Genomic DNA, 26,082 nt, shown 5'->3' on the forward strand with positions numbered 1-26,082 from the left:
ACGGGGACGGCGGGGTCTAGAGACGGACGGTCATCCGCACCGCCACCTCGTCCCCCGCTGCCACGCCCTGCGGCACCCGCACGGCGTTCTTCAGCGGTAGCAGATAGCCGCCGTCCTTGGGGAACAGCGAGGTGGCGAAAGCGACTTCACCGATGCGGGCCTCGACCGGGACGACACCCCAGCCGTACGTGGCGGTCGCGGCCACCTCGCGGATGTCGGCGGACTCCTGGTCGGGCACGGCCACGAAGTAGTACGGCGCCGGCCCGCGCCACTCGATCACCCGGCCCCTGAAGGCGAGTTCCACGCGGTCAGCTCCTCTTCTCCAGCTCGGCCAACTCGTGTTCGGTGCGGGTAGCGAGCAGGTCCTCGCCCCCCGGCCGTCCGCCGCCATCGCCGCCGTCCGTGGGGCGAGCGCCTCATCGAGGGAAGGCCGGGCGTCAGTGCCGTGGGGGACACCCGGGCGCGAAGCCATCTCGTCCCACGGCAGGGACAGACGTTGCTCCGTTGAGGCTCACCGCGGTGAACCGGGCCCCGCCCAGCTCCGCGCGCTCGAACTCGGTGCCCGGCAGGTCGTGAAGTCGCCGTCGCCCATGACGGTCAGGGTAGGACGCGGTCCCCGCCGGGGCGGAGACCGCGGCGCGGCTCAGTCGACGTTCACCGGTCCGTCGCCCGGCTTGCGGTCCTCCTTCGCACGCAGCTCCAGCACGCCGTTGCCCCCGCCGGTACGGCCCTCGGAGTCCTGGCCGCCGAGGTTCTGGCGGACCGAGTCGAGGATCGTCAGGCCCTGCGAGACCAGGCCGGCGGCGATCTCACCGAGGCCGTCGGCGCCGTTGAGGACGTTGACGTTGGCGCCGGCGAGGCCGCCGGCGGCCTCCTTCACGATCTGCGGAAGCTGGTCGATCAGCATCCGGTCCAGAGCCACCCGGTCGTAGGAGGCGGCCGCCTCGGCCTGGATCTTCATCCGGTCCGCCTCCGCCTTGGCGAGCAGCTTGATCCGCTCGGCCTCCGCCTCGGCGGGCTTGACGATCTCGGCCACCAGCTGCTGCTGACGCAACTCCGCCTGCCGCTGGGCCAGTTCGGTCTGAGCGGCGAGCACTTCCTGCTGGGCGTGGGCCTGCGCCAGCGGACCGGCCTGCGCGGCCTGGGCCTGCGCCCGGTCCACCTGCGCCGAGTACTCCGCCTGGACGACGGCGGTCTGCCGGGCGTACTCGGCCTGCTTGCGCGCCGCCTCCTGCTGCGCCTCGGCCGCGGTCTGGGTGGCCTGGGCCTGGGCGATCTGGGCCTGCCGCTGGATGGCGGCGCGGTGCGGCGCGGACATGGCGTCGATGTAGCCGGCGTCGCCGTCGTCGATCGACTGGATCTGCAGCGAGTCCACGATCAGACCGATCTTCGCCATCTCGGTCTTGGAGGTGTCCAGCACCTCCGCGGCGAGCTTCTGACGCTCAGTGACGATCTCCTCGACCGTCATGGAGCCGATGATGGCCCGCAGATGACCGGCGAAGATCCGGCCGGTCAGCACCGACATCTGGTCCTGATCCGAGAGGAAACGCTGACCGGCGTTGATGATGCTCTCGGTGTCGTTGCCGACCTTGAAGGCGATGACGGCACGGACGTTCAACGCGATGCCCTGCCGGGTCACACACGTCTCCGTCACCTCGGCCTCGCACATCGCCAGCGTGAGGAAACGGGTCTTTCGGAAGAACGGCAGCACGAACTTCCCGTGCCCCGTCACCACCCGGAACGGCGCGCCCCCCAGTCCCCGCCTGCCACCCGAGATCAGCATCGCCTCGTCTGGCGCGGGAACGCGGTAACCGAACATTCTGTTTACTCCTCAGTCAGCGTCGGCACGGTCGCCGAACGCGGCGAGTGGATCCTGCCACTCGATGACGCCGACTTCACGGCACCCCCGTGACTCGATCACGAGTACCGTCGCCCCCGTCGGCAGAGGGTCGTCCGACCAGGCGATGAAGGTCTCGGAGCCACCCCGTACACGCACCAGGATCTCGCCGGGGCCCGCCGTTCCGCGCGTGCCCACCAGCAGCTTCCCCGTGCAGCCGATCACGGCCTCGTCCTGCGGCATCACCGGCCGACCTCCCACGCTCTGGCCCACGGCTTCGACGATAGACCCACCGGTAGCCGGGGCGTGACACCAGGGATGACTCCGCTTACGCCCACCGTTCGTGTGACGTTGCCTACCAGATCGATTGGAAGATGGGGAACCGGCAACGCTCCCTCTCATGTCTCCTACGCACATTCTCGGGAGGGTGACTCGATGACGACGGCGACCGGGACGGCGCCGGCCGGCACACCGAGGACCTCGCCCGCACCCGCGACCACCCCCACGACCAGGACCGCCAGGACCGCGGCGCCCTCGCTGCCGTCCCTCACCGGACTGAGATGGATGGCCGCGCTGCTGGTGTTCGGCCTGCACGTGCACAACTTCGGCTACTTCGGCGGCACCGCCGACCGCATCACGACCTGGGCGTTCGGGGCCGGCGGCACGGGGGTGTCGTTCTTCTTCGTGCTGTCCGGCTTCGTGCTCATGTGGTCCGCGCGGCCCGGCGACCGCGCCCCCGCCTTCTTCAGACGCCGGGTCGCCCGCATCCTTCCGGTCCACCTCGTCACCGCCGCCCTCGCCCTGGTCATGGCCTGGACGCTGCCCCGCATGGCGATGCCGACCCTGGGCCAGGGCCTGGCGAACGTCCTGCTGTTGCACTCCTGGTGGCGCCCGTGGTGGCAGACCCTCGACCCGGTCAGCTGGTCACTGGCGTGCGAAGCCTTCTTCTACGCCACCTTCCCCCTGCTCGCGCTCCTGCTGCGCCGGCTCGGCGCCCGCGGGTCGGCTGCGCTGGCCGCCGCGGCGCTGCTGACGGTGCTGGTGCTGGCCTGGGCCGACGCCCACCACTGGTTCGGGCAGCCGCTGTACTCCTTCCCCGCCGCCCGTCTGCCCGAGTTCGTGCTCGGCGTGGCCGTCGCCCGGCTGGTGCTCCTGGACCGCTGGCGCGGACCCGGCCTGGAGGGTTCCCTCGCCCTGGCGATCATCGGGTACTTCCTGGTACCCCAGGTGACCGCCGGCTACCCGGCGACCACCTGCACGGTCCTGGGCTTCGCCCTGCTCATCCCGGCGGCGGCCGTCGCCGACCTGCACGGCCTGCCCTCGCTGTGGCGGCACCGCCGGCTGGTGCGGCTCGGGGAGCTCTCCTTCGCCTTCTACATGGTCCATCTGCTGGTCCTGCGGGCGGGCACGGCCCTGCTGGGGGTCAAGCCCCGCTACGGCTTCGTGGAGGGCCTGACCGTCACGGCCGTGGCGTTCACCGTGTCCCTGGCGCTGTCCTGGCTGCTGTACGAGAAGGTGGAACGCCCCGCGCGCCGGCTGCTGCTCCGCCGCCGCGGTGTGCGGCGCGGTGGACGGAAGGAGGCGGCGCGGAGCGAGCGGTGAGGAGCGCGCACCAACTATGAAGAGATGAACGTCTCTTCATGTGTTCCTGTATGGTGGGCCGGTGACCTCCACCCTCACCCCACCCCGCTCCGCCTCCGCGCCGGACACGGTCGCACCCCCGCGCCGCACCCGCCTCCTGGCCCTGCCCGAGGCGCGCTGGGCGCTCGCCGCCACGGCCGCCTTCCTGCTCGCCCTGCCGCTCCAGCTGGCGGGTCAACCGGCTTGGCTGTGGGGGCCGTTGTACGTGCTGGCGTACGCGACCGGGGGATGGGAGCCGGGCTGGGAGGGCCTGAAGGCGCTCGCGGGCCGGACGCTCGACGTCGATCTGCTGATGGTCGTCGCAGCCCTCGGCGCGGCGGCGATCGGCCAGGTGATGGACGGCGCCCTGCTGATCGTCATCTTCGCGACCTCGGGTGCCCTGGAGGCCCTGGCCACGGCCCGCACCGCCGACTCGGTGCGCGGACTGCTCGACCTCGCCCCGGCCACGGCGTGCCGGCTCGCTCCGGACGGCACCGAACAGGACGTGCCGGTCGAGGAGCTGGCGGTCGGCGACATCGTCCTCGTACGGCCGGGCGAACGCGTCGGCGCCGACGGGCGGGTGCTGGACGGGGCGAGCGAGGTCGACCAGGCGAGCATCACCGGCGAGCCGCTGCCCGCGGCCAAGGAGCCCGGTGACGAGGTGTTCGCGGGGACCGTCAACGGCACGGGCGCACTGCGTGTGCGTGTCGAACGTGACGCCTCCGACTCGGTGATCGCCAGGATCGTCCGCATGGTCGAGGAGGCGTCCGAGACAAAGGCGCCGACCCAGCTGTTCATCGAGAAGGTCGAACAGCGCTACTCGCTCGGCATGGTGGCGGCGACGCTCGCGGTCTTCCTGGTGCCGCTCGCCCTCGGCGACGACCTGAAGGGCGCGCTGCTGCGGGCCATGACCTTCATGATCGTCGCCTCGCCGTGCGCGGTCGTACTGGCCACCATGCCGCCCCTGCTGTCGGCCATCGCCAACGCCGGCCGGCACGGCGTGCTGGTGAAGTCGGCGGTGGTGATGGAACGGCTCGGACAGGTCGACGCCGTGGCGCTGGACAAGACCGGCACGCTCACCGAGGGCGTCCCCCGGGTGACCGACGTCCGGCCGCTGCCCGGATCGGGCCTGGGGGAGCGGGAGCTGACGATCCTGGCGGCCGCAGCCGAGCACCCCAGCGAGCATCCGCTGGCGCGGGCCGTCGTGGCGGCGGCGCGGGAGCGGGGGCCGGCGCTGCCGCCCGCCGAGGACTTCGGCTCCACCCCCGGGGTCGGGGTCGTGGCGACCGTCGACGGACGCCGGGTCGAGGTCGGCGCCCCCGCCCGGCTGCTCGCCGGCGCGGACGAAGCCGGGGCCGCGCCGGCGGCGGTACTCGCGGCCGAGACGGAGGAGCGGGGACGTACCGCCGTCCTGGTCCTCGCCGACGGGGTGCCCGTCGGCGTACTGGGCCTGGCCGACCGGCTGCGGCCCGACGCCGCCGCGACCGTCGCCGCCCTCACCGCCCTCACCGGCACCGCCCCCCTGCTGCTGACCGGCGACAACCCGCGCGCGGCGGCGCTGCTGGCCGCGGAGGCCGGCATCGAGGACGTCCGGGCCGGGCTGCTGCCGCAGCACAAGGTGGTCGCCGTACGGGAGCTGGAGGCCGCCGGGCGCAAGGTGCTGGTCGTCGGCGACGGCGTCAACGACGCGCCCGCCCTGGCCGCCGCGCACGCCGGTATCGCCATGGGCCGGGCGGGCTCCGATCTGGCGCTTGAGACCGCGGACGCGGTGGTCGTACGCGACGAGCTCGCCGCCGTGCCCGCCGTCGTCGCCCTCTCCCGCCGGGCCCGGCGACTGGTCGCGCAGAACCTCGTGATCGCCGGGGTGTTCATCGCCGGCCTGGTCGCCTGGGACCTCGCGGGCACCCTGCCGCTGCCACTCGGAGTCGCCGGCCACGAGGGATCGACCGTCCTCGTCGGCCTCAACGGCCTGCGCCTGCTGCGGGAGCGGGCCTGGGGGGAGAGCCCTGACCGAGGGTGAGTGACGCCGTCCTGTGTTCGGGGTGGCGGGCGGCGGATCGGTTCCGCGTGGACGGTGGGGCCGGGGTGCGCTGTGCGGCTGGCCGTGGCGGCAGGCGGTGGCCGCGGGGGCGTGACGCCGTCCGGCGCAGGGCAGTGGGCCGTCCCGTTCCTCGGGGTAGCAGGCCGTGGGTCAGGTGCGTGTCGACGGTTGGGTCAAGGGGCGCGCCGCCGGACCCGGTACGACCGTGACCTCGGTGGGGGAGAGGGCGGTGTGTTCGTCCGGGCACTCGACCACGACGCGGACGGAGGCGCCGCAGTCCCGGTGCCGGATGTCGAGCGTCGGGCCCTCGGGGTCCCCTACGTAGGCCTCGCCCCACTGCCGCAAAGCGACCAGTACGGGCCACAGATCGCGGCCCTTGGGGGTGAGGCGGTACTCGTTCCGGGTCCGGCTGCCGTGCTCCTGGTAGGGGACGGTCCGCAGGACACCGGCCGCGACCAGCTTGCGCAGCCGGTCGGCGAGTACCGCTTCGGACAGTCCCACATGGCGGCGGAAGTCGTCGAAGCGTCGCACGCCGTTGAAGGCGTCGCGCAACAGCAGCAGCGTCCACTTCTCGCCGACCAGGTCGAGGGTGCGCTGCACCGGACAGTTCTCGGTGCTCATGTCGAGCCACTTCATGCGGCCATCGTAGAGCACCTGGCTTCGACATTGACAGTCAGCGAAGGGGAGAGCTAGCTTCGGCGGACAGAGTCAGATGGCCCCGGAGGACCGGGCGACGGCGTCGGAGGCCTCGCGGGCCAAGGAGGAAGCGCAGCCGCATGGAACGCTCACGTACGTACGACTGGGACGACCCCGCGATCTCCGCGGCCACCGTCGGCCAGGGCTCCGGCCTGCACTTCCTGCGCGAGATCCTCGCCGGCCGGCTGCCCGCGCCGCCCATCGCCGCCACCCTGGGCATGGATCTCGAAGAGGTCGACCACGGGCACGCGGTGTTCTCGCTGGAGCCCGGCGAGGAGCACTACAACCCCATCGGCAGCGTGCACGGCGGCATCTACGCGACGATGCTCGACTCCGCGGCGGGCTGCGCCGTGCAGTCCACCCTCCCGCAGGGCGTGGCCTACACCTCGCTCGACCTCACCGTGAAGTTCCTGCGCCCGATCACCGCCGACACCGGCAAGGTCCGCGCCGTCGGCAGCGTCCTCAGCAGCGGTCGGCGTACCGCGCTGGCCGAGGCGCGGCTGTTCGACTCGGCCGACCGGCTCCTCGCGCACGCCACGAGCAGCTGCATGCTGTTCCCGGTTCCGGGCGCCTGAGCTGCCGGACCTCCGCGCACGGCACGCGGACCGGGAAGTCCCTCTCCGTCGCTCGGCCATGAGCAGCGGTCGGCGTACCGCGCTGGCCGAGGCGCAGCTCTTCGACTCCGCCGACCGGCTCCTCGCGCACGCCACGAGCAGCTGCATGCTGTTCCCGGTTCCGGGCGCCTGAGCTGCCGGACCTCCGCGCACGGCACGCGGACCGGGAAGTCCCTCTCCGTCGCTCGGCCATGAGCAGCGGTCGGCGTACCGCGCTGGCCGAGGCGCAGCTCTTCGACTCCGCCGACCGGCTCCTCGCGCACGCCACGAGCAGCTGCATGCTGTTCCCGGTTCCGGGCGCCTGAGCCGCCGGACACCCGCGCACGGCACGCCGACCCGGAAGTCCCCCCTCCGCCGCCCAGCCATTGCGGGCCGGACCCGCGCCCCCGAGTCTGGGAGCGATGCCGGGCCTACGAGGAGGCGGCGATGGCGGCGGACAGCGGCACGGCGGGCGGCGAACGGCAGCGGCTCGAAGAGGCCGACAGCGGCCGGGCGACCCGGCTGAAGGTGCGCTCCCTGGTCGGCCTGCTGCCGCTCGCGGCGATCAGCGTGGTAGGCAGCAGGCCGACCGCGGCTTCCCCGAACTGGTCGAGGGAGCCAAGGGGTTCATCCGGCGGCACCCGGCCGTCGAGGCCGTCGTCACCCGGCGCCTCGACGCCGACCGCGCGCACGACGGCCGGTACCTGTTCGCCCTGTTCGGCGAGGACAGGCTGCGCCGCGTCCTGGCCCGCATGCTGGACGAGGAGGAGTTCCTCGGCCCGCACGGCATCCGGTCCCTCTCCCGCCACCACGCGGATCACCCGTACACCTTCGAGGTGCACGGCGAGACGGACGGCGTGGGCTATCTCCCCGCCGAGTCCGACTCCGGCATGTTCGGCGGCAACTCCAACTGGCGCGGCCCGGTGTGGTTCCCGATGAACGTGCTGCTGATCCGCGCCCTGCTGAACCTGCATGCCTATACGGCCCCGGATTCACCGTGGAGTGCCCGACGGGCTCCGGCCGGCTCATGAACCTCTACGAGGTCGCCCGCGAGATCTCGAACCGGCTCACCGCCACCTTCCTGCGCGCCGAGGACGGCCACCGCCCTGTGCACGGCGCCCAGGCCAAGTTCGCCAAGGACCCGCACTGGAAGGACCTGATCCTCTTCTACGAGTACTTCCACGGTGACAACGGCGCCGGTCTCGGCGCCTCCCACCAGACCGGCTGGACCGGTCTGGTCGCGGCCACCGCCACCGTGTTCCACACCATCAGCGCGGAGGACTGGCACCGCGGCGCCCGGGAGTCCCTGCGGCCCCGGGACGTACCCCAGGCCGCCGCCGACGACGAACACTTCACCGTGGACGAGGAGGAGCCGTTCTCATGACGGTGATCTACGAGATCAACACCCTGGTCTGGCTGGGTGAGTTGAGCACCCGCCACGGTCGCCGCGTCACCCTCGGGGACGTGCCCGGCGAGGTGTGGGACGAGGTCGCCCGGCCCGGCATCGACACCGTCTGGCTGATGGGCGTCTGGGAACGCAGCCCGGCCGGCCTCGCCATCGCCCTGCGCGACCCGGCACTCCTCGCCTCCTTCCGCGAGGCCCTGCCCGACCTCACCGAGGCCGACATCACCGGATCGCCGTACTGCGTACGCGACTACGTGGTCGACCCCGGCCTCGGCGGACCGGAGGGCCTCGCCGAGGCACGCGCCCAACTCCGCTCGCGGGGCGTGCGGTTGCTCGTCGACTACGTCCCCAACCACGTCGCCGCCGACCACCCCTGGCTCACCGCGCACCCCGAGCGCCTGGTCCAGGGCACCGAGGAGGACCTGGCCCGCTCGCCCGAGGGCTTCCTCGACGTCGGCGGACGGATCTACGCCAACGGCCGCGACCCGTACTTCGCGCCCTGGCACGACGTGGTTCAGCTCGACGCCTTCGGCGCGGACCTGCGCACCGCGACCGTGGACACCCTCGTCTCCATCGGCGACCAGGCGGACGGCGTGCGCTGCGACATGGCGATGCTGCTCATGAACGACGTGTTCGCCAAGACCTGGGGCGACCGGGTCGGCCCGCCGCCCGCTGAGGACTTCTGGCCGTACGTCCTGCCACGCGTGCGCGACCGCCACCCCGACATGCTCTTCGTGGCGGAGGCCTACTGGGACCTCGAACGCGCCCTCCAGGAGCAGGGTTTCGACCACTGCTACGACAAACGCCTCTACGACCGCCTCGTCCACGAGGACGCCGCATCGGTCCGCGCCCACCTCCAGGCGGACCCCGCCTACCAGCGCGGCCTGGTCCGCTTCCTGGAGAACCACGACGAGCCCCGCGCCGCCGCCACCCTGCCCGGCGGCCTGGAACCGGCGGCGGCCGTCACCGTCGCGACCCTGCCCGGCGCCACCCTCTGGCACGAGGGTCAGTTCGAGGGCCGCAGGGTCCGCCCACCGGTCTTCCTCAATCGTCGCCCACCGGAACCGGTCGACGAGGAACTCCGCGCGTTCTACATGCGGTTGCTGCCCGCCGCGGCCGCCGTCCGCGACGGCGAGTGGCGGTTGCCGACCACCACCGGCTGGCCCGACAACGACACCCACCGCAACCTGCTCGCCTGGACCTGGACCGGCGCCGACACCCGCCACGTCGTGATCGTCAACCACTCCGACACCCCGGCCCGGGGCCGGATCCCGCTGCCCTGGCCCGACCTCGCCGGCCGGCCCCACCGGCTCACCGACCTGCTCACCGACCAGGCGTACGACCGTGACGGCGACACCCTGCTCGCCCCCGGCCTCTTCGTCGACCTGGCCGCCCGGCACTCCCACGTGCTCGCCGTGACCTGACGGGGGCCGTGGTAGGAAGCGACCATGACGAACCGCACCGTGCTCCTCCCGCCCGGGGGCGTCCGATGACCGCCGGCATCGACACCCCCGACCGGCGCGGCCGCACCGGCCTGGACCGGACCGGCCTTGACCTGACAGGCAACCCCCGCGTGAAGGTGCGGGAGGTGAAACTGCTCTCCAGCCACTGGTACGTCGAGCGCGCCACCACCTTCGACATCCGGCGCGCCGACGGCAGCTGGTCCACCCAGCAGCGCGAGACGCACGACCGCGGCAACGGCGCCACCATGCTGCTGTACGACACGGAGCGGGAAACCGTCCTGCTCACCCGGCAGTTCCGCTTCCCCGTCTACGTCAACGGCCACCCCGACGGCATGCTGATCGAAACCCCCGGCGGCCTCCTCGACGACGATGACGAACACCCGGAACTCGCCGTCCGTCGCGAGGTCGTGGAGGAGACCGGCCACACCATCGGCGAGGTCCGGCACGTCTTCGACGTCTACATGAGCCCCGGATCCGTCACCGAACGCGTCAGCTTCTACGCCGCCGCCTACGGCCCCTCCACCCACACCCACGAGGGCGGCGGCCTGGACGAGGAGGGCGAGGACATCGAGATCGTCGAACTGCCCTTCCACCGGGCCCTGGAGATGATCCGGACCGGTGAGATCAACGACGCCAAGACCATCATGCTGCTCCAATGGGCCGCCCTGGAGGGGCCGTTCGCCAAGTAGCGCGCACCCCCTTGACCTGAAGTGCGCTTCAAGCTTCAAGAACGAGACTCCCGTTCGTACCCGCACCTCCGCGCGGGCACGAACGGGAGGACATCCATGAGGTACCGCACGATCGGAACCGCCCCCGGCACCCGCCGCGAGGTCAGCGTCCTCGCCCTCGGCGCGATGCTCTTCGGCTCCCGCACCGACGAGAAGACGTCCTTCGCCGTACTCGACCGCTACGTCGAGGCCGGCGGCACCTTCATCGACACGTCCGACAACTACGCCTTCTGGGAGGACGGCGGCCAGGGCGGCCAGAGCGAGGAACTCCTCGGTCGCTGGCGGCACAGTCGCGGCGTCGGCGACGAGATCCTGATCGCGACCAAGCTCGGGGCCCGCCCGCTCGCCCCCGGCACCGACTACGTCGACAACCCCGAAGGGCTGTCCGCGAAGGTGATCCGCGAGTCCGCCGAGCGCAGCCGTGAACGCCTCGGCGTCGACCGGCTGGATCTGCTCTACGCCCACATCGACGACCACACCGTCCCGCAGCGCGAAACCGTCGAGGCCTTCGCCCGGCTGGTCGCCGAGGGCACGGTAGGCCTGCTCGGGGTCAGCAACCAGGCCGTGTGGCGGGTGGAGCGGGCCCGGGCGATCGCGGCGGCGGCCGGACTGCCCTGCTACGAGGTGCTCCAGTACGAGCACAGCTACCTGCGGCCCCGCCTCGACGTGCCCGGCGGCCTGTTCCCCGACGGCAGCCTCGGCGCCGTCGGCCCCGAGATGCTCGGCTACCTGCGGGCCGAACCCGGCCTCACCCTGGTCGCCTACTCGCCCTTGCTGAAGGGGGCGTACGTCCGCCCGGAGCGGCTGCCGGCCGAGTACGACCACCCGGGTACCCCGGCCCGTCTCGCCGCGCTCCACGAGGTGGCGCGGGAGACCGGTGCCACCGTCAACCAGGTGGTCCTGGCCTGGCAGCTCGGCGGCGCCCTGCCGGTCGTCCCGCTGGTCGGCGCGTCCTCGGTGGCCCAGCTGGAGGAGAGCCTGGCCGCGGTGGACCTGGAGCTGTCGCACGACCAGCGATTCCGGCTGGACTCGGCGCACTGAGGCAACCCGACCCTCTTTTCCACAGTCTCTAGAAACGGTTGCATTTCGATGCATACGGTCGGTGGGGCCGCCGTACGAGAGACGGGGGAGTCTTGCTGCACAGGGAGACACGGCGCTGGGACGGCGCCGACAGGGGACTGGACGGCGACGGGTCCGCGGATCACCTACCCGGGCGCCGGAACGAACGGCCGCGCGCCGCGTGGTGGTGGCGCGTCGCGCTGTTCGTCTGGCGCACCCTGCGGGGCGAGTGGGAGGGCATCATCGCCGATCCGCTGCGCCGGCTCAGGCGCCGCGGCCTGCCCGCCCTCTCGCTGGCCTTCCTGGCCGCGGGCGGCGTGATCTTCTTCCACGCCATCGCGCAGCACCGCACCGGCGCCACCGTGGTGCGGCTGCTCGGCGGCGTCTACGCCGACCTGCCGCTGTGGCTCGCGCTGCTGCGCACGCCCGTCTCCCTGTACGTACCGGCCCTGGACCTGCCGGTGTGGGCGGGCATCACCCAGCTCTTCCTCGCCTTCGCGCTGGCCGAACTCGCCCTGGGCCGGGCCAGGACCCTCGTCATCTCCTACGCCACGACGCTCGCCGGCACGCTCATGGTGCGGGTGATGCTCGCCATCGGGCCCGCCTGGCACGGGGTCGGGCTGCCGCCGGAGGTCGGCCAGGTGCTCGACACCGGACCGTCGGCCGCCGTCGTGGGCCTGTTCACCTACATCTCGGTGGTCAGGCGGGCGCCCATCGTGTTCACCCTCACCGGCGGCTCGATGGTGTGGGAGTCGATCGCCGTACCCAATCTGGCCGGCCGCGAGCACCTGATAGCGGTCGGTGCCGCGATCGCCCTGGCCCTGTTCCACGAATCGCGCCGCAACCGCAGGCGCCCGCGCCACGAGCCGATGCCCCCGGTCGTCTCGGGACCGGTGCCGGCCCGGCCGGTCATGCCGCCGGGCCGGCCGTCCCTGCTGGCGTAGGCCCGCTCAGACCTCGTCCACGGTGTAGACCATGCTGCGGACGGCGGTGAACTCCTGAAGGCGTTCGGAGTCCGCCGCACAGGCCCGGCCCTCGGGGGAGGCGAACGCCGCGCGCAGTTCGTCCAGGCTGTCCCATTCGAGCATGCCGACCAGGTAGTACGGCGTGCCGCCGCGGACGGCCGTGACGCCGGTGCCGACGGTGTAGCGGCGCAGCCCGGGCAGCTTGTGGGCCAGCGGGAGGTGGACCTCGCGGTAGTGCCGTTCGAAGGCCGCGGGGTCGTCGGGAGTGTTGTACAGGGCGAGGAAACGCGCCGTCATGTCAGATGTCCTCTCGATCGATGGTCACCGGTATCTACCGGCGCCACCGCGCGGGCTCATCGCGGTCGGGCGGATTCCTCGGCGGGAACCTCCGGCGCCAGGCCGAACGCCTCGAACACCCGCGGATCGGCGAAGACGACATTGCGCGCGATCCGCCCGCCGGTCACCGTGAACACCTGCAGCGTGTGCAGCCGGAACCCGCCCTCCGGGGCGGGCGCGTACGCGGCGAACGCGGGCTCGCCGCCCGCGCCGAGGTGCCGGACCCTCCACCCGGCGCCGCGCATCTCGAAGACCCGCTCCATGAACCGGCCGTAGTCGCGCCTGCCCCGGTACCACAGTGGGACCGGCGGCATCTCCAGGACCGCGTCGTCGGTCAGCAGCCGCACCAGCGCGGGCACGTCCGCGGCCTCGAAGGCCCGCGCGTACCGCCGTACCGCCTCGCGTGCCCCGGCGTCGTCCGGCTCGCCGATACCGCCGGGGTCGCCCACCTCGGCGACCGCGGCCCGGGCCCGCTGCAGGGCGCTGTTGACCGCTGCGACCGTGGTCCCGAGCTGCTCGGCGACCTCCGCGGCGCTGAACTGGAGCACCTCCCGCAGCACCAGCACCGCACGCTGCCGCGCGGGCAGCACCTGCATCGCGGCCACCAACGCCAGCCGCAGGTCGGCCCGCGCGTCGACGTCGTAGCGCGCGTCGGGGAACGGCTGGAGCCACGGGATGTCGAAAGCCGGCGTCAGCGGCGCCCCCGGGTCCTCGCTCGGCGCCCCGAGCCCCGACGGCAGCGGCCGCCGCGCCCGCCCCTCCAGTGCCGTCAGGCACACGTTCGTCGCGATGCGGTACAGCCATGTGCGCACCGACGCGCGCGAGGCGTCGTAGCGCTCCCGGGCCTTCCAGGCGCGCAGCATCGTCTCCTGCACCAAGTCCTCGGCCTCGTGGAACGAACCCGACATCCGATAGCAGTACGCGACCAACTCGCCCCGGTACGGCTCAAGGTTCATGGGGTCATCATGGCCCTATGAGTGGACTTGGCACCGCACAGTCCGTCCGCAGCACCCCCGAAGGCCTCCTGTGGGAGCCGAGCGAACGCTGGGTGCGAGGCCGCAAGGGCGACGTGACCGTCGTCGACAGCCGGCACCCCGTCCTGGTCTGGGAGCCGTCGCTGCCCGTACCGCAGTACGCCTTCCCCCGCGCCGACGTACGCGAGGACCTGCTGCGCCCCTCGAGGAACCCGCGGCCGGGCGCCCACAGCGGATCGAAGATCTTCTACGACCTCGTCGTCGACGGCGAGTTCCTGGAGAACGCCGCCTGGACCTTCCCGGGCGCCGACCTGGCCGGGCACATCGCCTTCGAGTGGTTCGGGCGCAGCGGCAGGGGCCTGGACCACTGGTACGAGGAGGAGGAAGAGATCTTCGTCCACCCCCGCGATCCGCACAAACGGGTGGACGCCATCCCGAGCAGCCGCCATGTGCGAATCACCGTCGACGGCACGCTCCTCGCGGACACCCGCCGGCCGGTGCTGCTCTTCGAGACCGGCCTGCCCACCCGCTACTACGTTCCGCGCGAGGACGTGCGCACGGACCTGCTCACCGCGAGCGACCACCACACCGCCTGCCCCTACAAGGGCGTCGCCGAGTACTGGTCGACGGACGGCGGCGAGAACCTCGTGTGGAGCTACCCCGAGCCGCTGCCCGCCGTGGCCGTGATCGAGGGGCTGCTCGCCTTCTACAACGAGGTCGTCGACATCACCGTGGACGGCGAGCGCGCGGAACGCCCCGTCACGCCGTTCAGCGCGATGCTCAGACAGAGCAGCCGACGTGGGCGAGGGCCTGCCTGAGCAGCACCCCGTGGCCGCCCGGCATCTCGCCCTGCACGGCCTGCGACATCGCCTCCTGCGGGCTGAACCAGACCAGGTCCAGGGCGTCCTGGCGGGGCCGGCAGTCACCGGTGACCGGCACCACGTAGGCCAGGGACACCGCGTGCTGGCGCGGGTCGTGGTACGGCGTGATGCCCTGGGTCGGGAAGTACTCGGCGACCGTGAAGGGCTGCAGCGAGGCCGGGATCCGGGGCAGCGCCACCGGGCCGAGGTCCTTCTCCAGGTGGCGCAGCAGGGCGTCCCGCACGCGCTCGTGGTGCAGCACCCGGCCGGAGACCAGGGTCCGGCTGACCGTGCCGTCCGGCCCGATGCGCAGCAGCAGGCCGACGCTGGTGACTTCGCCGCTGTCGTCGACCCGCACGGGTACGGCCTCGACGTACAGGATCGGCATGCGCGCACGCGCCATCTCCAGCTCGTCGGGGGAGAGCCAGCCGGGCGTGGTTTCGGTCATGTCAGACATTGCTTGATCATACTTTCAGGAGTTGCCGGGAAGGCGGTAGACCTGACGGGCGTTGTGTGCTCCTGCCCACTCCGCGATGTGCAACGCGTCCGGCAGGTCAAGTTCGTCGGCGTCCACCCGGTCCTGCAGCAGAGCGGCCAGACCCCGGCGGAAGGCGAGTGCGCCCAGGAAGTGGAACTCGGCCACACCGTAGGCGTCGGAGCTGTACAGCAGTTTGCGGAACGGGGTGATCTCCAGGGCCTCCTCCAGCACGGCCCGGGACCGTGCCGGGCCCACGAAGTGCAGGGCGAGCCCCACGTCCAGGTGGACCTGCTCGAACACCGTGGCCAGATAGGCGGCCTGGCGCTGGTACGGCCAGCAGTGCAGCAGCAGGACCGGGATCCTGCCGGCGGTCAGGTGCAGCCAGTCGGTGAGGTGGGCGGGGTCCGAGCGGTGCAGCCGGATGTCGTTGTCACCGAGGCCGACATGCAGTTGGAGGGGCAGACCCAGATCGACGGCGGTCCACAGCAGATGCCGTACGAGAACCGGGTCCGCCAGCCGGCCGCCGCCGCCCGCGAGCCAGCGCCGGGCCGCCTCGGTGACCCGCGCGTCCGAGGGGCGGGCCGGGTCCAGGTCGAAGCCCGTGCGGTAGGCGGCGACCGACTTCACCGCCACCACGCCCGGCCGCCGTACGGCCTCCAGCGCGGCCACCCGGAAGCGGTCCGCGTACTCGCCCGGCTCCACGCCCCGCGCCGCCACCGACTCGGCCACACTCTCCAGCCGCACCACTTCGTACGCGGTGCCGCCCGCGGCGACGGCGAGCTCGGCCGGGGTGCTGAGACGTTCCGGCGCGTACCCGGTGTCCACGCAGAACACGCCCGTCCCGGCGGCGCCCAGGAGCCGGCGGTGGACTTCGCCCCACCCGAGCCCGGCGCGCCGGGCCAGGTAGTCGTCGGCCGACGCGTGCCGCGGCAGGTCCAGCAGGGGGGCGCAGTGGCGGCGGACGGCCACCCCGACGGGACTGTCGAAGGAGGAGCTGCCCGGCCACGACCCGCCCTCGGTGATCAGGTCCTCGAACTCCGGCCCGGACAGGTCGGCGGTGACCACGCCGTGGCAGTGGTGGTCCACCAGCGCCAGCGCCTCCAGTGCCTCCAGGACCGGTCCGCCGCTCATCTCAGTACTTCCAGCGGTAGGCCGCCGCCACCCACTCGTCGTCGTGCCCGTCGGCCGCCGCGATCTCCCCCTGCCGTACGGCGATCACGGCATCGGCGAGCACCGGCCCGAGCGCCGCCCGCAGCCGTTCGTCCTTGCGGAACTCCTCGACGGCCTCGGCGAGGGAGGCCGGCAGCCGCCGTACGTCCCGTGCCGCCGCATCCGCCGGGTCCAGGTGGGCCGGGTCGCCGGTGATCTCCTCCGGCAGCCGCAGCGAGCGGTTCACGCCGTCCAGTCCGGCCGCGATCACGCAACCGAGGGCGAGATACGGGTTCGCGGCCAGGTCGACCGGCTTGACCTCCAGGTTCGCCGCCTGTTCGCGCAGGCCCGCCGTGCCCGTGACGACCCGCACCGCCGCCTCGCGGGTCTCGCGGCCCCAGGCGGTGAACACCCCGGCCCACTGGGACGGTTTGAGGCGCAGATAGCTCGCCGGGCTCGGCGCGGTCACGGCCGTCAGGGCGGGCAGCCGGGCGAGGATGCCGGCCGCGAAGGACTCCGCGTCGGCCGTCATGCCGTGGCGGCCCCCGCCGCCGGAGTGCAGGTTGACTCCGTCGCGCCAGGCGGAGAGGTGGAGGTGGCCGCCGTTGCCGACGCCCTCGGCGAGGACGGCCGGGGAGAACGACACCACCAGACCGTGCCGGCCGGCCACCGCCCGGATCGTCTGCCGCGCCAGCACGCTGCGGTCGGCCGCCGCCACCGGGTCCAGCGCACCCACCGAGATCTCGAACTGCCCCGCGGCGTACTCGGGATGGATCTGTTCGACCTCCACGTCCTGCGCGGCCAGTGCCGCCAGCAGGTCGGCGGTGTAGTCGCTCAACTCGACCTGGCGGGTGGCACTGTAGGCGGGTCCGGTGGTCGCGGGCACGAACTCCCCGCCCGTCGCGGGCCCTTGACCCACGCTCCACTCGATCTCGATGCCCGCCTTGAACGACAGTCCCTGCCGTTCGGCGGCCTCGGCGACGATCCGGCGCAGGACCGTGCGACCGCACCCGGGGTGCGGCTCGCCCTCCTGCGTGATCCGGTCGACCGGGGCCCACGCCCAGCCGGGCTGCCCGGCCAGGACGACCAGGCGGTCGAGGTCGGGGTAGAGGCGCAGATCGCCGTCCGGGGAGCCGAGGACGTCCGTGGTGACGATGGAGTCGTTCGCCAGGAGGGTGTCGAACACCGGCGACATGCCCACGCCCCAGGCCGACGCCGAGGCGAGCTTCTGCGTGGGGATCGTCTTGACCCGGCCGACGCCCGCGGTGTCGACGTAGGACAGCACGATGCCGTGCACGCCCCGCCCCGACAGCTCCTCGCTCATCGCGGCGGCCCGCTGCACTTCGCCGGGGCGCCCACCGGGGACGGGATCGGCAAGGGTGGTCATACGTCCTCCTCGACGGACTCGGCCGGGCGGCTGCCGTGCGTCAGGGTTTCATGGCCACCGCGCCGAACTGCGGTACCACGGGGGGCGTTTCGGGCTCGGCACGCCAACGGGAACACGACACCAGGCCCGGCTGAAGGATCTCCAGACCCTCGAAGAAGGCGGCGATGTCCTCGCCGCTGCGGGCGGTGATCGGCGGGGTGGCGTTCTCGTTCCAGAACTCCATCGCCGGGATCTGGCCGGCGCCGCCGAGGTCGTCGTCGAAGGTGGGGTGGGTCAGCACGAGGTAACTGCCGGACGGGACCGCCGCCATGACCTCGCGCACGATCCGCCGCGCCTTGTCCACGTCCAGCACGAAGTTGAGGATGCCGAGCATCATCACCGCGACCGGCGCGGTGAGGTCCAGGGTGCGCGCGGCGCGTTCCAGGATCGCGGCCGGGTCGTGCACATCGGCGTCGATGTAGTCGGTCACCCCGCCGGGTGTGCTGGTCAGCAGGGTGCGGGCGTGCGCGAGCACGATGGGGTCGTTGTCGACGTAGACGATCCGGGCGTCGGGGGCGATGCGCTGGGCGATCTCGTGGGTGTTGTCCACGGTGGGCAGCCCGGTGCCGATGTCCAGGAACTGCCGCACCCCGCGCTCCTCGGTGAGGAAGCGCACCGCCCGGCCCAGGAACCAGCGGTCCGCGCGGGCGATGTCCCGGATGATCGGGAACATCCCGGCGACGTGCTCACCGACCTGCTGGTCGACCTCGTAGTTGTCCTTGCCGCCGATCCAGTAGTTCCACACGCGCGCGTTGTGCGCCACACCGGTGTTCAGCCGTGCCGACCCGCTCGACGGGGTGTGGCTCTCACTCACGACTCAGCTCCTTCTCGCACCGCCTGCGGTCGTCGCCGCCATTGTGCCGCCCGGTGATCACGCTGTCCCGGGAATCGGCTGATCAGGTGTGATCAGGTGTGCGGAATCGGCCGGTTCGATCCGTCAGGCGTTGTGCCCGGGGCCGGGCGCGGGCGTCTTGCCCGCATTGACCTGCTTGAGCCGCTGGGCGCCCTCGCGCACCGCCAGCTCCAGGGAGGCGTGCTCGCCGCCCGCGAGACCGCCGGCGGTGACCGTGATGGCGTCGTTGCCCACGCGCACGGCGGCCACGTCCAGGGTGAGCGTGGCGGGCTCGCCGTTCGCGGTGCCCTGCACCACCACGCGCAGCCCCTGCCGGGCGTCGCCCTGGTTGGGCACGGAGGAGGTCGTCACCTGCACGGTCCGCTTGCCGCCCTTGGCGTCGGTCGCGGTGAACTGGTCGCACTTGACCGGCAGCGACTTCATCCAGCCCAGCGCGGCGCTCAGCCGGACCGGGTTGTAGGCGGCGACCTGGTACAGGAGGCGGGAGTCGCCCTGTTCGAAGCCGGTCAGCGCGTTCGCGCCGGACGGCCTGCCCAGCAGGTCGTCGTCGTAGAGCGAGTCCATGAGCCGCTGGCAGTCGGCGGCGTCCGCCTTGGCGGTGAGGAAATCGGCCACGTCGACCTTCCCCACCAGAAGGGTGTCGCCCCAGGACGCGGCGGTCTTCACCTGGTTCCAGTCACCCTCCAGGTTCGTCTCGGTGATCAGCGCGGCCCGCGCCCCGGCCTCGGTGAGCCGGGCTCCCGGTGTCGGACTGGTACGGCCTTCCTCGGCGAGCGGCGAGCCGGCAACGTCGGAGGCCGCGGCACCACCACCGTCACCGTCGCTCGAACACGCCGCGAGCGCCAGCAGCGCACCGAGGGACAGAGCCGACGCGAGCACACGGACGGGCCGGGACGGACGACGGGACATGGCGTGGCCTCCTGGGCGGGCGCGGCTGGGCGGGCGCGGCTGGGCGGGCGCGGTTTCCCTTCAGCGCACCACCGGCCCGTGCGGCCCACCAGCGCACCGGCGCGTACGGGTGACCCGGCGGACGGACCTCCACCCGCCCGGCTACCCGCCAGTACCCCCGCCCTGTGACGGACGGAACACCTGGGGTAAGGTCCCACCGGTCCACAACCACCCGCAGGCCGCGGGCCGTTACGGGCAGTGTCGAAGGGGGCGCCGCAGCCATGGAATTCCACGTGGTCGACCACGAGCACGCGACACCGGACGACACTCCGCTGGAGGACCTCGCTCCCCAGCCCCTGCTGACCCGCGACTACGAGATACGCCCCGCGCTCGTCTACGAGCGGCTGCGCGACCGCCACGGCCCCGTCGCCCCGGTCGACCTGCTGGGCGTGCCCGCCTGGCTGGTGCTGGGCTACCGCGAGTCGCTGCGGGTGCTCCAGGACGACGACGCCTGGCCCAAGGGCCTGGAGAACTGGCGCGCCCGGACGGAGGGCCGGGTGCCCGCCGACTGGCCGCTGGCCCCCTCCCTCGAGGTCAACCACGTACTGATCCAGGGCGGCGAGGGCTACCGCGACCTGCGCACCGCCTGGGACGCCGCGCTGCGCCCCTTCCAGGACCCGCGCCGCCCGCTGGCCAAGCGGCTGCGCACGGCCGTCACCGGGTACGCCGACGAGCTGATCGCCCTCCTGGCGCAGGGCGGCGGCAGTGGCCACGCCGATCTGTCGGCGCAGTTCTCCCGTCCGCTGCCGCTGATGGCGGCGAGCCACCTGCTCGGCTTCCCCGGCTCCCAGGGCGACGAGGCCCTGATGGACATGTGGCGGATCCTGGACGCCGGCCCCGACGCCGGGCCCGCCCTGGAGCGGCTGCTGGTGACGCTCACCGACCTCGCCGCCGCCAAGACCGCGAAGCCGGGCGACGACTTCCCCTCCCACCTGCTCGCCGCCCATCCGGACCTCACGGTCGACGAGCTGGCCCGCGAGCTGTTCATGCTGCTCGGCATGACCTCCGACCACGTCGGCATCCTCATCTCCAACACCGTCGTCGAGGTCATCTGCGGGGACAGCGCGGGCGGGGTGCGCACCACCCTGTCCGCCGGAATGGTCCGCGAGACCATGAACCGGGTCGTCATGCGCAAGCCGCCCCTGGTCAACTTCGTGCCGCGGTTCGCGGCCGAGGACACGACGCTGGGCGACTACGTGATCCGGGCCGGCGATCCGGTGTGGGTCTCAGCCGCCGCCGCCCACGCCGACCCCCTGTTCGCCGGGCAGATGACCCCGGACTCCAACATCAGCAGCCGGGCGCACCTGGCATGGGGAGCGGGCCGGCGCCAGTGCCCCGCCCGGGAACTGGCCTCGACCATCGCGATGGCCGGCGTCAGCCGCGTCTTCGAGCGCTTCGCCCACCTGGAACTCGCCCTCCCGGTCGACCAACTCCCCTGGCGCTCGTCGCCGTTCATGCGCGGGCTGCGGTCCCTGCCGGTGCGGTACGAACTCGCCGGGCCCGTGCCCGGGCCGGCGCCGCGGACGGAGATCGCCGTGCCGTCGGCGGACGTACCGCAGGGTGTCGAGCACGGCGCCCGGCGCCGCTCGTCGCTGTGGCGCTACCTGGCCGGACTGATCCGGTCGAACAACTGATCCGGTCGGCTCGCGTAGGGTGGCGGGACCGCCGCACACCCTCCGGCGCCCCGGCGCGCCCCGACCGGAAGCAGGTCATGACCTCCGCCTCCACGCCCCAGGCCACCGTCCCCGACCCGCCCGCCGGCCGTGCCGACATCCGTCTGGTCGTCACCGACATGGACGGCACGCTCCTCGACGACGCGGGCCGCGTCCCGCCCGGGCTGTGGGACACGCTGGCCGAACTGCGCCGGCGCGGAGTGCTGTTCAGCCCGGCGAGCGGACGCCAGTACGCCACGCTGGCCCGGCAGTTCGCCGACGTGGCCGAGGGCATGATGTTCATCGCCGAGAACGGCACCTACGTGGTCCGCGACGGCGTAGAACTCAGCTCCGACCCGCTGGCCCCCGGCGTCGCCGCCCGCGTGGTGCAGTCCGTACGGCGGCTGGTGGCCGAGGGCGTGGACGTCGGCGCCGTCGTCTGCGGCAAGCGGTCCGCCTACGTCGAGCGGAGCGACGAGGCGTTCCTGGCCGAGGTGCGCAAGTACTACGTCGAGCACCGGGTCGTGGAGGACGCCACCGCCCTCGACGACGACGTGATCAAGGTGGCCCTCTTCGACTTCGGCTCCGCCGCGCGCACCACAGCCCCCGCCCTGGCGCCGTTCGCCGACACCCACCAGGTCGTCGTCTCCGGCGAGCACTGGGTCGACGTCATGAACAGCACCGCCAACAAGGGCAGCGCCCTGCGCCGCCTGCAGCGGGCGCTCGGTGTCACCCCCGCCCAGACCATGGTGTTCGGCGACTACCTCAACGACCTGGAGATGCTGGACGCCGCCGAGTGGTCCTTCGCCATGGCGGGCGCCCACCCGGACGTCATCGCCCGCGCCCGCCACCTGGCCCCGTCCAACAACGACAACGGCGTGCTCCGCACGATCGCCCGCGTCCTGGGTCTCTGAGCCCCTGGTGCCGCGGTCGGCCCAGACTGTTCAATGGGGCTGCACATCTCCGGCCGCGAGAGGAGCCGCCGTGTCCGCCGCCGCCGTGCCGCCCGTCGGCGCGCGCATCAGACAGGCGCGCCTGGCCAAAGGCGTGAGCCTGCGCGCCCTCGCCCGGGAGATCGGGGTCTCCGCGAGCCTGGTCTCCCAGATCGAGACCGGCAAGAGCCAGCCGTCGGTGAGCACGCTGTACGCCATCACGACGGCGCTGTCGATCTCCGTCGAGTCGCTCTTCGACGCGTACGAGGGGCAGGCCGCCGCGGCCCCGGCGGCAGCGGCCTCGGCGGTGCCCGATACCGTCCTGCACGCCCTCGCGGCCTTCGCCGCCGACCCGGGCCGCCGGATAGGACCGCTGGTCGCGGAGGGGGAGCGCGAGACGCTGGAGCTGGACTCCGGTGTGGTGTGGGAACGGCTCGGCCATGTCCCCGGCACCGACGTCGACTTCCTGCTGGTGACCTACCGGCCCGGCGGTGCCTCCTCCGGCTCCGGCGGCCTGATGCGGCACGCGGGCACCGAGTACGGCTACCTGACCTCCGGCGAACTCGTGCTCACCCTCGGTTTCGACGAGTACACCCTGCGCCCCGGCGACGCCGTCTGCTTCGAGTCGACCACCCCGCACCGCTACCGCAACGACGGCACCGAGCCGGCCGTGGGCGTGTGGTTCGTGTTCAGCGAGGGCGTTCGGTAGCACCCGGTGTTCGGTAGCACCGGTGTTCAGTAACACTTGACACCCGTGCCGTGCGGACGTTCACTCCGAAGTGGGGGTGGTCGCCATGGCGATCCGCACATACGGCCCGAACGCCGTCGACTGGGAAGAGCGCGTCGACCTGGACCGGCTGCGCAAAGAGCGCCTGTCCCGGCTGCACGAGACCCTGAACCGCTCCTCGCTGGGCGCCGTGCTCAGCTTCGACTTCGCCAACATCCGCTACATGACCGCTACGCACATCGGCACCTGGGCGATGGACAAGCTGATCCGCTTCGCCCTGCTGGTGCGCGGCGGCGAACCCGTCGTCTGGGACTTCGGCTCCGCCGCCCGCCACCACCAGCTCTACAACCCATGGCTCGACTACAGCGACGGCAAGGGCGGCCCGCCCACCGGCGCCCGCGCCGGGATCTCCACCCTGCGCGGCGCCTTCCACCCGGACGCCGGGATCGCCGAGGAGGTGGCCCGCAAGATCGCCACCGAACTGCGCGAACACGGCCTCGCGAACGAACCGCTCGGCATCGACGTCGCCGAGATGCCGGTCCTGGCCGCCCTGCGCGCCGAGGGCATCGACGTCGTCGACGGCCAGCAGGTCTTCCTGGAGGCCCGACGCACCAAGACCCGCGACGAGATCTCCCTGCTCACCCAGGCCTGCGCGATGGTCGACGCCGCCTACGAGGAGCTGTACGGGTATCTGAGGCCGGGAGTGCGCGAGAACGAATGCGTCGGACTCGTCAGCAAGGTCCTCTACGACCTCGGCAGCGAGTACGTCGAAGGCGTCAACGCCATCTCCGGCGAACGCTGTTCACCCCACCCGCACGTCTACAGCGACCGCCTGATCCGCCCTGGCGACCCGGCCTTCTTCGACATCCTGCACAGCCACCTCGGCTACCGCACCTGCTACTACCGCACCTTCGCCGTCGGCAGCGCCTCCCGCGCCCAGCGCGACGCCTACGTCCGGTGCCGGGAGTACATGGACGAGGCCATCGCCCTCGTCCGCCCCGGTGCGACCACCGCCGACATCGTCCAGGTCTGGCCGCGCGCCGAGGAGTTCGGCTTCGCCGACGAGACGGCCGCCTTCGCCCTCCAGTACGGCCACGGGGTGGGCCTGTCGATCTGGGAGAAGCCCATCTTCAGCCGCCTGGTCTCCCTCGACCACCCCGAAGTCCTCGAAGAGGGCATGGTGTTCGCCCTGGAGACCTACTGGCCGGCCGCCGACGGCTGGTCCGCCGCCCGCATCGAGGAGGAGCTGGCCGTCACCGCCGACGGCTGCGAGGTCATCACCAAGTTCCCCGCCGAGGAACTGCTCGTCGCGGGCCGCAAGTACTGGACGGTCGGCGGTGAGCTGAACACCCGCCGCGAGTCCCAGTCCCACCTCAACACCCGGGACCGCTGATGGACGCGACCGAACTCCTCACCCTGTACGAGCGGATGGCCCTCGTCCGCCGCACGGAGAAGGCCGCCCACGACCTGTTCATGTCCGGCCTGGTCAAGGGCACCACGCACCTCGCCGCCGGGCACGAGGCGATCGCCGTCGGCGCGAGCGCCGCCCTGCGCGACGACGACTACGTCTTCGCCACCTACCGCGGCCACCACCACGCCCTCGCCCGCGGCGCCACACCGGAGGAGTGCCTCGCCGAACTCATGAGCCGAGCGACGGGCTTGTGCCGGGCCAAGGGCGGCTCCATGCACCTCACCAAGGCGTCCCGGAACATGCTCGGCTCCTACGCCATCGTCGGCGCCCATCTCCCCATGGCGGTCGGCGCCGCCTGGTCGGCCCGGCTGCGTGGCACCGGGCAGCTCGCGGTGGCCTTCTTCGGCGACGGCGCCACCAACATCGGCGCCTTCCACGAGGCACTGAACCTGGCCGCCGTGTGGAAGCTGCCGGTGCTGTTCGTCTGCGAGAACAACCTGTACATGGAGTACACGCCGATCGCCGACGTCACGGCCGTCGCCCGCCCGGCCGCCGACCGGGCGCCCGCCTACGGCATCCCCGGCGAGGTCGTCGACGGCAACGACGTCGTCGCCGTGCGCGAGACGGTGGGCGCCCTCGCCGAGCGGGCCCGTGCGGGAGGCGGGCCCGCGATCGTCGAGGCCGAGACCTACCGCCACTTCGGGCACAGTCGCGCCGACCCGGCGGCCTACCGCCCGGCCGAGGAGGTCGAACGCTGGCTCAAGCACGACCCGTTGGACCTCGCCCGGGGCCGGCTGGCCGAACTCGGGGTGGAGGAGGAGACGGTCACCGCAGCCGACGAGCGGGCCCGGGACGCCGTACAGAAGGCGGTGGAGGCGGCGAAGAACGCGCCGCCGCCCGATCCCCGCGAGGCGCTGACCGACGTGTGGGCGGACGGAGGTGCGGCATGGCGGACGTGATCACCTACCGCGAGGCGGTCGCCGAGGGCATCGCACGCGAGATGCGCCGCGACCCGGCCGTGGTGTGCCTCGGGGAGGACATCGGCGAGGCCGGCGGAGTGTTCAAGACGACCGTGGGGCTGCTCAAGGAGTTCGGGCCCGAGCGCGTGTGGGACACGCCGATCTCCGAACAGGCCATCGTGGGCGCGGCGATGGGGGCCGCCATGACCGGGATGCGGCCGGTGGCGGAGATCATGTTCTCCGACTTCTTGGCCTGTTGTTGGGACTACCTCGCCAACGAGATACCGAAAGTGCGTTACATGACGGGCGGTCAGGTCACCGTGCCCCTCGTCGTGCGCACCGCCAACGGCGGAGGGCTCGGTTTCGGCGCCCAGCACTCGCAGGCCACCGAGAACTGGGCCCTGACCGTGCCCGGCCTGAAGATCGCCGCGCCGACCACGCCCGCGGACGTGATCGGCATGATGGCGGCGGCGATCCGCAGCGACGACCCGGTCGTGTTCTTCGAGCACAAGGGGCTGCTGGCGAGCAAGGGCGCCCCGCCGCCCCCGGACCACGTCGTCGAGCTGGGCCGGGCCGCCGTCGTCCGCGAGGGCGCCGACGTCACCCTGGTCGCGCTCGCCTCGATGGTGCCGGTGGCGCTCGAAGCGGCCGCCCGCCTCGCCGAGGAGGGCATCGACGCCGAGGTCGTCGACCTGCGCAGCCTCATCCCGCTCGACACCGCGGCCGTGCTCGCCTCGCTCGCGAAGACCTCGCGCCTGGTCACCGTCGAGGAGAACCCGTACCAGGGCGGCTGGGGCGCCACCGTCGTCTCGGTCGTCGCCGACGAGGGATTCGACCTGCTCGACGCGCCCGTGCGCCGGATCGCGGGGGAGTGCGTGCCGCTGCCCTTCGCCGACGTGCTGGAGGAACAGGTCATCCCCACCACTCAGAAGGTCGTGGCGGCCGTCCGTGGCCTCGCCGCGTACTGAAC

General features: G+C 72.5%; 28 protein-coding genes and 1 pseudogene. 17 read left to right on the forward strand and 12 right to left on the reverse strand.

Annotation, left to right across the window (positions count from 1 at the left end; genetic code table 11):
- Window positions 1-16 precede the first annotated feature (16 nt).
- From FBY22_RS11185 to FBY22_RS11195, 3 genes are all read right to left on the reverse strand, one after another.
- The gene (locus FBY22_RS11185; RefSeq protein ID WP_142144616.1) at window positions 17-304 is read right to left on the reverse strand and encodes a DUF1905 domain-containing protein; all 288 of its coding nucleotides are present in this window, start codon (window positions 302-304) and stop codon (window positions 17-19) included.
- 339 nt (window positions 305-643) lie between these two features.
- The gene (locus tag FBY22_RS11190; protein ID WP_142144618.1) at window positions 644-1,819 is read right to left on the reverse strand and encodes a flotillin family protein; all 1,176 of its coding nucleotides are present in this window, start codon (window positions 1,817-1,819) and stop codon (window positions 644-646) included.
- A 12-nt stretch (window positions 1,820-1,831) separates the two neighbouring features.
- Window positions 1,832-2,080, reverse strand: a complete 249-nt coding sequence (locus tag FBY22_RS11195; protein ID WP_142147538.1) for a hypothetical protein — start codon at window positions 2,078-2,080, stop codon at window positions 1,832-1,834.
- 192 nt (window positions 2,081-2,272) lie between these two features.
- On the opposite strand from FBY22_RS11195, the gene FBY22_RS11200 reads away from it, so the two are divergent.
- Together FBY22_RS11200 and FBY22_RS11205 are read left to right on the forward strand one after the other, a co-directional pair.
- The gene (locus FBY22_RS11200) at window positions 2,273-3,439 is read left to right on the forward strand and encodes an acyltransferase (protein ID WP_142144620.1); all 1,167 of its coding nucleotides are present in this window, start codon (window positions 2,273-2,275) and stop codon (window positions 3,437-3,439) included.
- A 61-nt stretch (window positions 3,440-3,500) separates the two neighbouring features.
- Window positions 3,501-5,477 carry a heavy metal translocating P-type ATPase gene (locus tag FBY22_RS11205; protein WP_142144621.1) on the forward strand — a complete coding sequence of 659 codons (1,977 nt, stop codon included), beginning with the start codon at window positions 3,501-3,503 and terminating at the stop codon, window positions 5,475-5,477.
- A 171-nt stretch (window positions 5,478-5,648) separates the two neighbouring features.
- Here FBY22_RS11205 and FBY22_RS11210 read toward each other — a convergent pair whose 3' ends face one another.
- Window positions 5,649-6,134: a helix-turn-helix domain-containing protein gene (locus tag FBY22_RS11210; RefSeq protein WP_142144623.1), complete on the reverse strand. Its 486-nt coding sequence runs from the start codon at window positions 6,132-6,134 to the stop codon at window positions 5,649-5,651.
- Between the two features lie 140 nt (window positions 6,135-6,274).
- Here FBY22_RS11210 and FBY22_RS11215 point away from each other — a divergent pair, with 140 nt between their 5' ends.
- Both FBY22_RS11215 and FBY22_RS11220 read left to right on the forward strand, forming a co-directional pair.
- Complete coding sequence (locus FBY22_RS11215; RefSeq protein WP_142144625.1) at window positions 6,275-6,769, forward strand: PaaI family thioesterase; 495 nt, start codon at window positions 6,275-6,277, stop codon at window positions 6,767-6,769.
- A 61-nt stretch (window positions 6,770-6,830) separates the two neighbouring features.
- Window positions 6,831-6,941: pseudogene (locus tag FBY22_RS11220) on the forward strand (aromatic compound degradation protein PaaI); the annotation flags it as partial.
- A 277-nt stretch (window positions 6,942-7,218) separates the two neighbouring features.
- Here FBY22_RS11220 and FBY22_RS45695 read toward each other — a convergent pair.
- Window positions 7,219-7,572 (reverse strand): hypothetical protein, encoded by a 354-nt coding sequence (locus FBY22_RS45695; protein ID WP_313905369.1) that lies wholly within the window; start codon window positions 7,570-7,572, stop codon window positions 7,219-7,221.
- On the opposite strand from FBY22_RS45695, the gene FBY22_RS45700 reads away from it, so the two are divergent.
- The 6 genes from FBY22_RS45700 (at window position 7,540) to FBY22_RS11250 (ending at window position 12,386) form a co-directional block, all read left to right on the forward strand.
- Window positions 7,540-7,818: an MGH1-like glycoside hydrolase domain-containing protein gene (locus tag FBY22_RS45700; RefSeq protein ID WP_313905370.1), complete on the forward strand. Its 279-nt coding sequence runs from the start codon at window positions 7,540-7,542 to the stop codon at window positions 7,816-7,818. The two genes, FBY22_RS45695 and FBY22_RS45700, sit on opposite strands and share 33 nt — an antisense overlap.
- Complete coding sequence (locus tag FBY22_RS45705; RefSeq protein WP_313905371.1) at window positions 7,815-8,171, forward strand: hypothetical protein; 357 nt, start codon at window positions 7,815-7,817, stop codon at window positions 8,169-8,171. Before FBY22_RS45700 ends, FBY22_RS45705 begins: the two co-directional genes overlap by 4 nt.
- Window positions 8,168-9,616, forward strand: a complete 1,449-nt coding sequence (locus tag FBY22_RS11235) for an alpha-amylase family glycosyl hydrolase (protein ID WP_142144627.1) — start codon at window positions 8,168-8,170, stop codon at window positions 9,614-9,616. Before FBY22_RS45705 ends, FBY22_RS11235 begins: the two co-directional genes overlap by 4 nt.
- Before the next feature lie 65 nt (window positions 9,617-9,681).
- Window positions 9,682-10,344: an NUDIX domain-containing protein gene (locus FBY22_RS11240; protein WP_142144628.1), complete on the forward strand. Its 663-nt coding sequence runs from the start codon at window positions 9,682-9,684 to the stop codon at window positions 10,342-10,344.
- A gap of 96 nt (window positions 10,345-10,440) precedes the next feature.
- A complete protein-coding gene (locus FBY22_RS11245; RefSeq protein WP_142144630.1) occupies window positions 10,441-11,424 on the forward strand; it encodes an aldo/keto reductase in 984 nt (327 codons plus the stop codon).
- Between the two features lie 218 nt (window positions 11,425-11,642).
- Complete coding sequence (locus tag FBY22_RS11250; protein ID WP_260844979.1) at window positions 11,643-12,386, forward strand: hypothetical protein; 744 nt, start codon at window positions 11,643-11,645, stop codon at window positions 12,384-12,386.
- Between the two features lie 6 nt (window positions 12,387-12,392).
- Here the strand turns inward: FBY22_RS11250 and FBY22_RS11255 are convergent, their stop codons facing one another.
- Both FBY22_RS11255 and FBY22_RS11260 read right to left on the reverse strand, forming a co-directional pair.
- Complete coding sequence (locus FBY22_RS11255) at window positions 12,393-12,704, reverse strand: EthD family reductase (protein WP_142144632.1); 312 nt, start codon at window positions 12,702-12,704, stop codon at window positions 12,393-12,395.
- A 56-nt stretch (window positions 12,705-12,760) separates the two neighbouring features.
- Window positions 12,761-13,699 (reverse strand): sigma-70 family RNA polymerase sigma factor, encoded by a 939-nt coding sequence (locus tag FBY22_RS11260; RefSeq protein ID WP_142144634.1) that lies wholly within the window; start codon window positions 13,697-13,699, stop codon window positions 12,761-12,763.
- A 17-nt stretch (window positions 13,700-13,716) separates the two neighbouring features.
- On the opposite strand from FBY22_RS11260, the gene FBY22_RS11265 reads away from it, so the two are divergent.
- A complete protein-coding gene (locus FBY22_RS11265) occupies window positions 13,717-14,535 on the forward strand; it encodes a DUF427 domain-containing protein (protein WP_142144636.1) in 819 nt (272 codons plus the stop codon).
- Here FBY22_RS11265 and FBY22_RS11270 read toward each other — a convergent pair.
- The 5 genes from FBY22_RS11270 to FBY22_RS11290 form a co-directional block, all read right to left on the reverse strand.
- Window positions 14,498-15,034, reverse strand: a complete 537-nt coding sequence (locus FBY22_RS11270) for an NUDIX hydrolase family protein (protein WP_142144638.1) — start codon at window positions 15,032-15,034, stop codon at window positions 14,498-14,500. The two genes, FBY22_RS11265 and FBY22_RS11270, sit on opposite strands and share 38 nt — an antisense overlap.
- Before the next feature lie 15 nt (window positions 15,035-15,049).
- The gene (locus tag FBY22_RS11275; protein ID WP_142144640.1) at window positions 15,050-16,186 is read right to left on the reverse strand and encodes an amidohydrolase family protein; all 1,137 of its coding nucleotides are present in this window, start codon (window positions 16,184-16,186) and stop codon (window positions 15,050-15,052) included.
- A gap of 1 nt (window position 16,187) precedes the next feature.
- Entirely contained in the window at window positions 16,188-17,591 is a 1,404-nt protein-coding gene (locus FBY22_RS11280) for a glutamine synthetase family protein (protein WP_142144642.1), read from the reverse strand.
- A 40-nt stretch (window positions 17,592-17,631) separates the two neighbouring features.
- A complete protein-coding gene (locus FBY22_RS11285) occupies window positions 17,632-18,444 on the reverse strand; it encodes an SAM-dependent methyltransferase (protein WP_142144643.1) in 813 nt (270 codons plus the stop codon).
- A 123-nt stretch (window positions 18,445-18,567) separates the two neighbouring features.
- A complete protein-coding gene (locus FBY22_RS11290) occupies window positions 18,568-19,392 on the reverse strand; it encodes a hypothetical protein (RefSeq protein WP_142144645.1) in 825 nt (274 codons plus the stop codon).
- A 260-nt stretch (window positions 19,393-19,652) separates the two neighbouring features.
- On the opposite strand from FBY22_RS11290, the gene FBY22_RS11295 reads away from it, so the two are divergent.
- The 6 genes from FBY22_RS11295 (at window position 19,653) to FBY22_RS11320 (ending at window position 26,080) form a co-directional block, all read left to right on the forward strand.
- Entirely contained in the window at window positions 19,653-21,065 is a 1,413-nt protein-coding gene (locus FBY22_RS11295) for a cytochrome P450 (protein ID WP_142144647.1), read from the forward strand.
- A gap of 77 nt (window positions 21,066-21,142) precedes the next feature.
- Window positions 21,143-21,997 (forward strand): Cof-type HAD-IIB family hydrolase, encoded by an 855-nt coding sequence (locus tag FBY22_RS11300; protein WP_142144648.1) that lies wholly within the window; start codon window positions 21,143-21,145, stop codon window positions 21,995-21,997.
- A 70-nt stretch (window positions 21,998-22,067) separates the two neighbouring features.
- Window positions 22,068-22,724, forward strand: a complete 657-nt coding sequence (locus tag FBY22_RS11305; protein ID WP_142144650.1) for a helix-turn-helix domain-containing protein — start codon at window positions 22,068-22,070, stop codon at window positions 22,722-22,724.
- An 85-nt stretch (window positions 22,725-22,809) separates the two neighbouring features.
- Window positions 22,810-24,135, forward strand: coding sequence for a Xaa-Pro peptidase family protein (locus tag FBY22_RS11310; protein ID WP_142144652.1), 1,326 nt, complete (start codon window positions 22,810-22,812; stop codon window positions 24,133-24,135).
- Window positions 24,135-25,112, forward strand: coding sequence for a thiamine pyrophosphate-dependent dehydrogenase E1 component subunit alpha (locus tag FBY22_RS11315; protein ID WP_142144654.1), 978 nt, complete (start codon window positions 24,135-24,137; stop codon window positions 25,110-25,112). The genes FBY22_RS11310 and FBY22_RS11315 overlap by 1 nt, the downstream gene beginning before the upstream one ends.
- Window positions 25,100-26,080: an alpha-ketoacid dehydrogenase subunit beta gene (locus FBY22_RS11320; RefSeq protein ID WP_142144656.1), complete on the forward strand. Its 981-nt coding sequence runs from the start codon at window positions 25,100-25,102 to the stop codon at window positions 26,078-26,080. Before FBY22_RS11315 ends, FBY22_RS11320 begins: the two co-directional genes overlap by 13 nt.
- Window positions 26,081-26,082 lie beyond the last annotated feature (2 nt).

Origin of the sequence: Streptomyces sp. SLBN-31, assembly GCF_006715395.1 — a bacterium.
Taxonomy (GTDB): domain Bacteria; phylum Actinomycetota; class Actinomycetes; order Streptomycetales; family Streptomycetaceae; genus Streptomyces.